Raw genomic sequence first — 12,162 nt, 5'->3', positions numbered from 1 at the left:
GTTAAGACATCGCCCTTTCACGGCGGTAACACGAGTTCGAATCTCGTTGGGGTCATTGATTTAGTTTTATAATTTTATGGCGACATAGCCAAGTGGTAAGGCGTGGGTCTGCAACACCCTGATCACCAGTTCAAATCTGGTTGTCGCCTCTTCTGGAAAGTGCTTCAAATTCTTATTTTATAAGGGTTTGAAGCACTTTTTATTTTGAGTTTTTAATATGCAAGTGTATGTAAAGTATTTTTGGCTATCATAAAACAGCTTTTATAGTATTAAAGATATCCTCCTTTAGTGTAGTATCTCTAAGATAGTGAACTAAAGCGGAATGTCCTGTTTGATCTTACTTTGTATCTGGACTCTGAAACTAGGAGGTTCCAATAGAACCTATATGGACTGCAGAAGTTGTGTTTTATTCAACAGTCAAACTTCCTAGAAGTGTTCATTATAAAGATAACTTGTAGGTGAGGTGATAAAATGATAAGATGATTTTATTGATTACGGAAAGTATTTGATTTTAGATATTTCAGTTATATGCCTTATGAGTATTGTAAGATATTGAGAGTAGCAGACGGTTGATTATATTATGAAAGTAGAAGGGAAACAGACATGAGTGTTTTGCTGACAAAAGATAAACTAGTATATGAAATATCAAAATGTAGAGATGCGAAAGGTGTTGCGCAGACAGGGGATATAAATGTGAAGCTGGTGCCGGGACGAAATGATATTGACTTGTTTATTCTTTGCACTAATATTCCGTCTCAGAAAGAACGTGAACGTATATATTCTATATTTGTGAAACAATATTCAGAATGTACAATGAATGTTTGTAACGGTGGTAAGTGGGGGTGTGGTGATATACTCGTCATTGAGGGAATTGAAATCATGCCTATGTATTTTACTATAGAGGAGATGAAGACATACGAGGAGATAAACCTTGTTTTTCTATTTATAATGACTATGAATTGGACTTTGTAGTGGTAGATCATGAATATTTAAAGTGGGGAATTGAAGTGAAAACGGGAGATAACCGGACAAAATCATTGGTATTTTTTAAGGAAAGAGGGATGATTGATAAGGCGTTTAGGGCTGCGCCAACAAAAGGAGGGCATGGGGAGAAGTTTGATACGGTTCCGATTTACTTGGCTGGTGTGAACTTTCCTTATGTAAAAAAGGCTTAAATGTAGGAAAAAGAGTGAGAACTGCTGCGATTGGTTTAGATACGGCGATTTTTACAGTTAAAGATATAATGTGGTTTTGTAAGATTCATTTCACAAAATAAAATTAATGTATGCTGATTATGATCCCCTATGGCTGAGTGTCATGGGGGATATTGAGTGGGTACATATTTTTTGTAAAAAAGAAAAAAATATTGGAATTTTTGGCTTTAGGAGTAAAGTATGGTATAATTACATTTATTGGTATAAAAGATTTTAACGGGATATTAGGGCCTTATATGGCGAGTTTGGAGGAATTTCAGGGGGAGTGATTACAGTGGAGAATATTATAATGCGGCTACCATATTCTGAAGACTTAAGTATCGAATGTTTATCCAGATTATTTGATAAGATGAGTGAATCGTATAAATTGTTCTGGTTCCAGGCAATTATTAATAAAGTGATTTCTGGGAAAGATACCTTGACCTTTAACGAGTTAATAAATGAAATGATTGCTGATTCCTGGTATATGGTATCAGAATATAAATTAAACTTGGAACCATCAGATACATTGGAAGCTTTAGTACGTTATATTTATGAAATTAGCGGGCTGAAAACCAGCGAAAAGAAATCAGACATTCTTAATTACTTAAAGCAGTGCAAGGATAAGAAGATATCTGAGATGAAAAGGACACTGACGTATCATGTTCCTTATCGCTTACAGGCCCCTTTTGTTGAAACCTTTTCCGGGAGTGAATGGAACATTTCAAAACAAAGTCTCGCATTAAAAATGAATCAGGAAAAGCGTTTAATATATTATTTTTCTGATATTTGCGGAATGGATACTTCTATTTTTGTACGCCCCCAATGGTGTATTATATCAAAAGAAATCAAGAGATATTGAAGGGATGGATTCAATATAATTTGATTATATATCTTCAAAGAAGAAATTCCAATGTTCCGGGAATTTCCAATAAGTTGGAGGCTCCTCAGAACAGAAAATTAAATAGGGTCATTAAATATTGGAAAACAATTATGGAAATAGTGCCTGTTACTGATATTTATGGAAATAAGGTATTAACAGAAGAGACACTGTCAATTGATCATTTTATTCCATGGTCATATGTGGCTCACGATGAATTCTGGAATTTACATCCAACTACGAAAAGTATAAATAGTAGCAAGAGTAATAATCTCCCGGATTGGAAAACATATTTTCCTGCTTTATTCGAAAAAGAATATTTTTCTTATCAGATGATGTGGAAATACGATATCATACATAAGGAATTTATCAAGTGTAGCAGAGAGCACGTAAATAATAATGAGATGTTAGTGAAGCTATACAGAGATGATATTTCGAAAAGAGAGTTCAAGGAAAACCTTAGGAATATTCTTTTGCCTGTATATAATGCAGCAAAAAATGTGGGATTTAGGGATTGAATTTATTGTGATACAAAGTAATATAAATGTAATGTGTTTTATTGAGATGAAAATATACAAATTATGTGCCTGGTTAATATAATAAGATAAAACATTAGACGGGAATGATCCAAGAATAACGTAGAATATTAATAAAATTAGAATAGTGAGCTGCTGTCAATATTTTTTTAGAAAGGGCTTTATATTAATAATTTTGTAAAAATGAGTAACTTTAATACATACATCTAAAATCAGTACATAGCCTTTAAAGCCGTGGCTATGTCATACCAGGGGGGAGACTGATATGATAGATCAGCAAGTGTTACTTCGGTTGATTGAAAAATGTGATATTTATTTTGAGGGTTCTTTAATTTCTCAAGAATTGATTATACAAAAATATGCTAATTTTTTTGTTACCTCAATTAACTCAGAAGATCGCTCATCGAGTGTGGCCATACACACGGGATCGATATGCTTTGATATTATGTCTTTGATTATAGCGACCATCGCCTGTATCTTAATGGATCAGACTGATCCTGTTGAAATAATATCTTCTTTGGCAGACGGCGATATGATTTTATATAAAAATGAACGGTATCGATGGCGTGGACTTGAGACAATGAACGGAATGACCTATATGAAGCTTGAACAAGATGGACGTGGTAAAAATGGTCTTTCCACAAAATGGTGCCCGCTGGCTACTAATAAAGGATTAGTAAAACCTTACAATGGAACCTCCGATATGACTGATGGAAGAGGCATTAGAAGAAAAAAGACAAACCGTTCTGATTTTATTTCATACATTACAGGCAAAGAGATATCAGATATTCCCAGCATTACAGGGATTTCGGCAGTCATTGTCACCGAGCGTACATTATTTGACCGTATACAAAGAGGTATACGTATTGATTATGATGAGGGAAAAAGCATAAGACTCTTGGACATAGTACCAGCGTCGTATTATTCCGACAGCAATGAGCCGTATCAGTTCGGAAGCAATCCGTCAAAAGAAGAGCCGGTGCTAAAGATCGCAGGAAAAGTGTCAATTGCTCGCGATTTGGTTCTGGATAAATATGGGAACAGAGTTGTTGGTTTGATAGTAATTGGATCGGATTCAATATCTAAAGGTTCTTCAGAACTTGAAGATTTGATCCATAGAAAATCACTAAAATTTACCCATGTGACAATGAGTATTCATTCTGAAAACACAGAATATTATATCGGCGAAAAAGAAAGCTTTGCTGTGTTTGCTTGCACTAAGAAATTTTTATTACGAAATTCAATGCCTACAACAGTAAAAAATCCGCTTACTTTCCAACTAGAGCAACAGATACACAATATAATTAATAATGAAGTGACAATAAAAATAATTGATGGTGGTTGTTCATGGCATACTTATCAGAAAATTCGTAATGCCCTGTTTGCCATTAAGCAATCTGAGTGGGATGATGAACATAAAAAGAACTTTATTGTTCTGTCGTATTCAATCTTTAATTTATTTACAACTGCCGTATTTTCAATGGGTACATTGGAACAGATGATTGTATCCGGTAAATTGCAGTTTGGTGTTTCATCACCTTTCTCTCGCATCCAAGAATTAAAGAAACTTGTTAAGTGTGCGAATTCCTTAGAATTGCAGTGTGCTTTTATTGTGGATGCTCTGGAAAACTTATATAAGTCGATTTTTACTGACTCTCCCAAATGTCAAGTTCTGAAACAATTGATTCTAAGAACTTCCGGGGAAAAGGTTGCTATAATTATTCCGAAGTCATATTATGCCGAAATATTATATAAAGATACGATGATGTTTTCTCGAAAAGGTGTTTATATAACGACTGCCAATCAATTTGATGATAGCCAAAGCTACGATAAGATTATTGTAGTCGGTGATTTCTCGGGCAAGCATTTTGATGCTCTGAAATGCAAAGCCGCCTCAGATATTATTGTTTTACTCTATGAATGTGAAATTTACTGGTTCGAAAAAAAGAGGCAAAAAGCGGAGAAGTTTGAGAAGAAATTGAATACAATAATGGGCTTGGTTGATAATTATAGCCATGTTGATTCTGATGGAGCGGATGGCGATGAAGACATGATTGGGCAGTTTGCTCGTGAGTCTTTAGACTTGGAAGAGTATATCGATTCCATCAGCGTATTTGACATACAAAAGTTTACGGCAGGCGTTTTTGCAGGAAGTGGTAATGCATCTGTGTCCGAAGTATCGGCAATGGGAAGATTTACCGGAGGAGAACTGATAATGTTTTCTAAGTATTACAAAGCTGTTGTATATAATCCGTTAAATACCAGAGAGCCTATATCAGAGACAGATATCGAAAAACTTTCAGCAGGGGATAGACTCATCTTTGCTAAGAGGGATGACTTCACCCGGAATATTGTTGACAACGTTTATGAAGCTTTACTAATTTCCAAAAAACTTAGCAGAGAAGTTTTGGATGCGACTGAAAAAGCAAAGTGGTGGAAAGAGGTTTTGCGTAATTACCAGAAAACTCATAATTTATCCTACCGCCAACTCGCAAAAGAACTTAATTATTTTGGCTGTTCTTTAACGGAAGTATCAATCAGAAAATGGCTCGTTGAGGAAAGTTATATAGTGGGTCCAAGAGAAGAATCCACTTTGCAGCAAATCGCGGAGATGACAAAGGATACATACCTTCTGAATGATACATCAGGATGCTTCAACGCTTGCAAAATGGTTCGCCGGCAACGTAAAAAAATACTTAAATTTATTGGTAAAGCGATTGAATATAAACTGAGTGGTCACCAACCGACGCAAGGAAGCGAACTTGAGATTGTATATAACAATGTTGAGAACTTGTCAGAAATGCTGGAACTGGAGACGATGACACTTTTAGATGAATCCATTTGGATCCCCACAAATATTACCAACAAACCTATTTCTGATATGGAGGGTATATCATGATAAACAGAGACGTTCGGGCGCAGTTAATTGATGCACGTGAGGAGTATATTGATCTGATAAAAGCTGAACTACTTGGTCCGGGATCAGAGTTTGGTATTCCTGATTCTGAACACGAGTTGATTTCCAGTAGTCCAACCAGTAGATATTCAATCGGTATTCTATATCCACAGGGAAATCAGATAAATCAGGACAATGATGAAATCGTACCTGTCAACGAAACTGAGGAATCTGGTGTAGATGAAGATATGGCTGTTGAGGGCTTATCGGAGGCGGATGAAGTTGATCAAACAGAGAACAAAAGCAAGCGTAACTATGAATTTGATGAAACCGCCGATGAAAATCTTGATGAAGAAATTGAGTTGTCTGCACAGTATATGCCCTCTTCAATGGGAATCACATTTCTTGTAAAGGGGACTCCGGATATTGTTCACGGTAAGATTTCGTTTGCTACTTACAGAAACGCTAAAATTGCAGATTGTTTGGTTCCATACAATCCTCCTGACGGTTCTACCGATTATGTTGTGCCTGCAGAATTGGCACATATCATGGCTTATGACAAGGAAAAGCGAGCTTTTCATTTATTGAGGCAGGTTCAAAAAAAGGAAATCAGAGATATTATCGAGCGCGGCACGCTTTCTGAAATTGATCACGATATCCTAAAACAGCCAGCCTATAGATTGGCGGAGCTTTGCCGGTCCGCGTATGTACGCGAACCGCATAATAATCATGAGTTTGTGCTAAATTTTTCCGATGGAGATTATATTGATAATAATAAAGAAATTGATGGAACCTTTGCAAAAATAACTTCACTAAGAAAGAAAATCACCGAAGGCATATGGTCTTTGACCGTAATGCTTGTTAATGATTTGGCTGAGGTTCCGGCAAAAGCTTACCACTGCCTCTATCAGCCGGTTTTATATGTTTCGTCTGAAGATAACAACTTTGTTTTTACGGAGAGTAGTACAGAAGCAGATATAAATAACATGGATAATGAAGAACGTTCATTGGAACTGTTGTATCGTGATAAAAAAATCTATGGAACCGGGCTTGGTGTGTCCGTTGATTGGGATATAAATTTAAATGGAGTTGGAAGTCTCTGGAGTGAGTTCTTCCCTATATCTGAAGTACCACCAATGACATTTGATTTACCGATAAACACGAAAGTATCGGTAGAGCATTTATCTATGAAATATTTGTCTGATTTAGAATCAATGGATAAAAACGTAAAACTTGATATTCTCGAAAGTCTTGTTGATCTATATAAGGAATGGGTTGATGAACTGGAGAGTATTGTCGTAATGCTTGATTCACGTTATCACTCTGCAGCAGCAAAAAATGTATCAGAGTGTAGGCGAGCTTATGAAAGAATGTACTCTGGCGTAATCACTCTCAGAGATAACGCCGAAGCATATTCGGCTTTTGCTCTCGCAAACAGGGCAATGTTTATGCAAAGAATACATCTCCGCATGCAACAGCAGACATCCAATATCGAACGCTATCCTGGCGATGAGCAAATAGCTGAGCTTTTACAGAGTATGGATTATCGTCAACAGGACGATAAAGATTGCAGATGGCGTCCGTTCCAGATAGCATTTATGCTAATGGATATAAACTCAATTATTAACGATGAATTACCTGAACGTGATATTGTAGACTTAATTTGGTTTCCCACAGGCGGCGGAAAAACAGAGGCTTATCTCGGCTTAACGGCTTTCACCATTTTTTATCGGCGTTTGACTAATCTTACTAATTCCGGTGGCACGGCCGTGATTATGCGTTATACTTTAAGGTTGCTCGCGGCACAACAATTTACAAGAGCGGCAACGCTGATCTGTGCTTGTGAATACATACGGCAAGACTGCGACGCGAGAAGGAGTGTTTATCCTTCATATCTGCTGGGGAAAGAGCCGATTACCATCGGGCTTTGGATCGGAGGCAGCCATATTCCCAATAAAAACGACGATGCAAACTTCCACCTTAAAAAATTGCTCGCAGTAAAAGATCATTTTCATGTCAGAAACGAAAAAGACCGACATAACAAATTTCAAGTTTTGAAATGTCCGTGGTGCGGCACAAAGCTGGTTAAAGATGATAAAAATAAAAAACTTATCGGTTTATGGGGCTATAAAATGCGCGATAACAAGCACTTTTATATGTCCTGTACTCACGAGGACTGTGACTTCACAGCAAGGCTCCCGATTCAAATAATTGATGAAGAACTTTATGAAAATCCACCGACACTTTTATTCGGTACGGTTGATAAATTTGCGATGCTTCCATGGGACGGGCGCATAGGTTCGTTCTTTGGCGTTGGAAGCGACAATCGTTCCCCCGAACTCATCATTCAAGACGAACTTCATCTCATTTCGGGCGCGCTTGGGACTATCGTTGGTCTTTACGAAACTGCCGTTGATGCGATATGCAGTCAAAAAGGTGTGCGCCCAAAGATTATTGCTTCGACGGCTACAATAAGAAGAGCCAAAGAACAGTGCTCGGTTCTTTATAACCGTGATGTCGTACAGTTTCCTGCTCCCGGATTGAATTCAGGCGATTCCTTCTTTGCTCGTGAAGCTGAAATATCTTATGAAAACGGAGTTTTCGGACGCAAATACGTGGGAGTGATGCCTTCCGGAAAAACCAAAGCCATGATGGAAATTCGTGCGATGGCTGCACTTCTGCAACGAATTCATATGATGAAACTGCCTGATGAGATTAAGGATAAATTTTGGACACTTACGGTATATTTCAACAGCTTGAGAGACCTCGGTAAGGCATCCACACTTGTCGAGGATGACGTTAAGGATTTTATTATCAGAACCGCAAACAGATTATTCACTTCTCGTCGACTGATCGTTAGTGCGGATGAACTTACGAGCCGTGTAACCACAACCGAATTGAATGAAACTTTGGATAAGCTTGAAAAACTGGAGTATTCGCGAATGAACATGGATAACAGACGTTATGCTTCTAATGTTTTGCTTGCTACAAACATGATTTCAGTTGGTATCGACGTTGCCAGGCTAAATGTAATGCTTCTTATCGGGCAGCCGAAGCTGACCAGTGAATATATACAAGCTTCCAGTCGTGTGGGACGTTCATTTCCCGGAGTGGCGTTTATTCAATATGACGCTACGAAGAGCCGTGATCGCTCGCATTATGAACGATTCAGATCTTATCACGAGTCATTCTATCGTTTTGTTGAGCCCACGGGGGCCACTCCGTTTTCGAAGCCTGCAAGGGAAAGGGCATTACACGCTGTTGTCACTTCCATAATTAGACAACGTTCCGGGCTTGCTGAAGATAAGGATGCCGTTTATTTTGACAAAGATTGTTTTGCGGAATCTGTTCGAGAAACAGAACAGTTTATTCTTGATAGGATAAAACAAATTAATGTTCGTGCCGATAATGGGCTTGAAGATGATATTGCGGATGTGAAGTCAGAAATAGAAGAATTCGTTGATGAATGGCAAAAAAATGCTAAAGCCGCCGCTGAAGCTAAGAAAGCATACTATTTCGGGCGTAGGTTTATGGTCGCACCTCCAGGAGTTGGTATGGGCAGACTTTTGCGCCAATACAATTCATCAGGGAGGGACAATTCAATTGAAACTCTTACCTCCATGAGAAATGTAGATACACAGGTTCTTGGAAAAATTGTGATTTGGGAGGAAAACTAATGGAATATAAGATCAAGGATAAGGTTGATCTCAACAAGGTTACCCATTCCGTAAGAGCGGCACAAGCTGTACTTCAATATGGTGTCGGAGCAATGGTGGATTTCCCTGATCAAACTTTGATCACCGCCGCACCTGAAGCATGGACCGAAACACAGCGCATATATGATGACCGTTTCGCCAAAGCATTAGGCGTGGACTATTTTGCTATGCCGACAAACATTTCCTACTCTCGTTTCCCGGAATGGTATTTTTGCCCTAAATGTCGCAAGTTTCAGCCGATAAGTAAGTGGATATCCGAATATCAAAAACGTTCTAACCCAAGAGTACTTGAGGGCGATCCTTATATGGCAAAACATATGCAATGTATGGGGTGCCGACAGGATTTGGTGGTTGCCCGTATTATGACGATCTGCGAACATGGCCATATCAATGACTTCCCTTGGATAAAATGGGTTCATAAGCAAAGTAAGAAGTCCATCTGCGGAAATCCATCCCTTTTCTTCAAAACGGGAGCCTCCGGTACAGAGGGACTTGAAGGCCTGAGTATTTCATGTTCTTGCGGAGCATATACCACTCTTAAAGGTGCATTTGAAAAAGACTGCTTTGAAAAACTCGACAAAGATATTGATGATGAAATGTTCCGCTGTGAAGGTGGTCATCCGCATAAGCATATTAAAGAAAAGTGTATCTGTTATCCTAGGACCGTTCAGCGCGGCTCATCTTCGGTATATTTTCCAGTGGTCTATAGTTCGCTGGTTATTCCTCCATATGCCGATAAGCTGAATGCTCGCATTGAAAAAAGCAATGCTTTTTCGGAATGTGAAACAACACTTTCTAATGCACCTAAATTGCGAGATATCATTCTTGCGAATTATTTTATACAATGGGTTAATAAAATAGCTAATGAAATAGGTGCACCGCAGGCAAGCGTTGAGTCAGTCTTAAAACGCAAGTGGTTTGATGAAGGCAATGTCGAAACGGATGTAACCAGCGTCAAGTATCGAGTGGAAGAATATGAAGCTCTCAGCGGTGAAATAAGTACACCAGCAGGTTCTTTGGGCGAATTCTCCAGAGAAGGAATCAGAAAAGAACTCTTTCAACAAAAACTCCCGCACATTAAAGCAGTATCTTTGATTGACAAGGTGAGGGTTGTTAATACTTTGATCGGTTTTTCTCGAATAAATCCCATTTTGGGTAAAGATGATGATGGATTCGTTCATATAAAAGAGCAGGAAACATGCTGGTATCCGGCTTATGAAGTACGAGGTGAAGGTATTTTTATTGAATTTGAGCAAGCGGATATTGATCAATGGATAGTTGAAAATCCTGTGGTTCTCGAACGGACAAAGAAAATAAACGACAATTATATCGGATCATTTATTGGTCAAAATCATCCACGGAGTATTACACCGAAACTTATTTTATTACACACCATCTCCCATTTACTTATTAAACAGTTAAGCTTTGAATGCGGATATAGCATTGCCAATCTGAGCGAACGTCTTTATTGCGCGGATGAAAGCGAAGGCAAACAAATGGCTGGCATATTTATCTATACCGCAAGTGGTGACTCAGAAGGAACTCTGGGGGGACTTGTACGACAAGGTAAGGCAGATGCATTTCCTCATATTTTCAAGAGGGCAATTGATGGCGCGAGAACCTGCTCGAATGATCCTGTTTGTATTTTGAGCCGTGGGCAAGGGCGCGAATCACTGAATCTTGCAGCTTGTCACACTTGTGCTTTGTTGCCTGAAACTTGTTGCGAGGAGAGAAACGGTTTCCTTGATCGTGGTGTTGTAATTGGAACTTATGAGAATCCTCAAATCGGGTTCTATAACAAGTTTTAATATATTTCGTTTGCTTCAGTTCGTGCGCTACATAAGTTTGTGAACAACTCTTGCTTGAAAACATAGGGGACAGTTAAAAAAGAAGAATGTAGTTAGGCTGCATACCCTTTGTAAGCGTTAATGCAATATTGTCTAATTATTGTAAAAACTTTAAAACCTGATTGTAATTGATGATTAAATGAAATATAATTGTTTGAGGTGATATTTATTGGATGTACATTCTAAAGAAATACGTAGCTATAATATGTCAAGAGTAAAAAGCAAATCTACTAAACCAGAGGAGATTGTCCGAAAGTTTTTGTTTAGTAATGGTTTAAGATATCGTAAAAATGTTGAAAAATTACCTGGTTGTCCCGACATTGTATTACAAAAATATAGATGTGTTATTTTTGTTAATGGCTGTTTTTGGCATGTACATGAAAAATGCAAGAAGTTTTCATGGCCTAAAAATAATAAAGAATTTTGGGAAGAGAAGCTAACCTCTAATAAAAAGAGAGATATTGATAATATATCAAAGCTGAAATTTGCTGGCTGGAAAGTTATTACTGTATGGGAATGCGAACTTAAGGCTAGTACTAGGAATAAGAGGTTAGCACATCTTTTATTAGAAATATTGAATAATTAAGCATATATTTCTAAAAATATTAACACGTGCTGATCGCAGTTTTTGATTATTTTGTCTAGTTCAAATCTATCCAGCAATGATGTTTTTTTTGCACAATAATAAAAGCCGCTCTTAGGAGAATTTATTTTACATAATGTTTGCAATATGTCAATATTATCGGATGAAATAGCTTCAGAATATTCTTTGTTAAAGTAAACAGAATTTTTTTGCTTATGCGATAGATTTTGATAAATATTTAGTGGTAGTTTAGCGTCATTTAACAAAATAGAACTAAAACATTGAGGATTTTCTTTTCCCCAAACAGGAAGTTTTTTTGAGGAAAAAGTTTTATATGAAAAAAAACCTAACTGTTCATAGGGCTTAAGTGAAATATTCACATAATCATATAAATTTTGAAGTGTTAAATGACCAGACGCTGTAATTCTGTTTATATTGATTAGTACTGTACAATTGTCCATGAGAACTACCTTTCAAAAATAGATTTTTAACTGATGCTTTTATTTATATA

8 protein-coding genes and 1 tRNA gene are annotated in these 12,162 nt (G+C 37.6%); 8 read left to right on the top strand and 1 reads right to left on the bottom strand.

Annotated elements, in window-relative coordinates; translation table 11 throughout:
- The first annotated feature begins 78 nt into the window (after positions 1 to 78).
- The 8 genes from V7M78_RS20575 to V7M78_RS20540 all read left to right on the top strand — a co-directional run bounded on the left by V7M78_RS20575 (position 79) and on the right by V7M78_RS20540 (position 11,654).
- Positions 79 to 149, top strand: a tRNA-Cys gene (locus V7M78_RS20575).
- A 454-nt stretch (positions 150 to 603) separates the two neighbouring features.
- Entirely contained in the window at positions 604 to 972 is a 369-nt protein-coding gene (locus V7M78_RS20570; RefSeq protein WP_333652628.1) for a hypothetical protein, read from the top strand.
- A gap of 516 nt (positions 973 to 1,488) precedes the next feature.
- Positions 1,489 to 2,055 carry a hypothetical protein gene (locus V7M78_RS20565; protein ID WP_333652626.1) on the top strand — a complete coding sequence of 189 codons (567 nt, stop codon included), beginning with the start codon at positions 1,489 to 1,491 and terminating at the stop codon, positions 2,053 to 2,055.
- The gene (locus V7M78_RS20560) at positions 2,052 to 2,591 is read left to right on the top strand and encodes an HNH endonuclease domain-containing protein (RefSeq protein WP_333652624.1); all 540 of its coding nucleotides are present in this window, start codon (positions 2,052 to 2,054) and stop codon (positions 2,589 to 2,591) included. Before V7M78_RS20565 ends, V7M78_RS20560 begins: the two co-directional genes overlap by 4 nt.
- A 283-nt stretch (positions 2,592 to 2,874) precedes the next feature.
- Positions 2,875 to 5,508, top strand: a complete 2,634-nt coding sequence (locus tag V7M78_RS20555) for a DrmE family protein (protein ID WP_333652622.1) — start codon at positions 2,875 to 2,877, stop codon at positions 5,506 to 5,508.
- Positions 5,505 to 9,182: a helicase-related protein gene (locus V7M78_RS20550; RefSeq protein ID WP_333652620.1), complete on the top strand. Its 3,678-nt coding sequence runs from the start codon at positions 5,505 to 5,507 to the stop codon at positions 9,180 to 9,182. The genes V7M78_RS20555 and V7M78_RS20550 overlap by 4 nt, the downstream gene beginning before the upstream one ends.
- Positions 9,182 to 11,029: a DUF1998 domain-containing protein gene (locus V7M78_RS20545; protein WP_333652617.1), complete on the top strand. Its 1,848-nt coding sequence runs from the start codon at positions 9,182 to 9,184 to the stop codon at positions 11,027 to 11,029. Before V7M78_RS20550 ends, V7M78_RS20545 begins: the two co-directional genes overlap by 1 nt.
- 208 nt (positions 11,030 to 11,237) lie before the next feature.
- Entirely contained in the window at positions 11,238 to 11,654 is a 417-nt protein-coding gene (locus V7M78_RS20540) for a very short patch repair endonuclease (protein ID WP_333652614.1), read from the top strand.
- Here V7M78_RS20540 and V7M78_RS20535 read toward each other — a convergent pair.
- A complete protein-coding gene (locus V7M78_RS20535) occupies positions 11,651 to 12,112 on the bottom strand; it encodes a hypothetical protein (RefSeq protein WP_333652612.1) in 462 nt (153 codons plus the stop codon). The two genes, V7M78_RS20540 and V7M78_RS20535, sit on opposite strands and share 4 nt — an antisense overlap.
- Positions 12,113 to 12,162: the final 50 nt, after the last annotated feature.

This window comes from Lacrimispora sp., from assembly GCF_036758025.1.
Taxonomy (GTDB): Bacteria; Bacillota; Clostridia; order Lachnospirales; family Lachnospiraceae; genus Lacrimispora.
The sequence above is the reverse complement of the archived record's forward strand: the minus strand, read 5'-3'. Positions and strand labels throughout refer to the sequence as shown.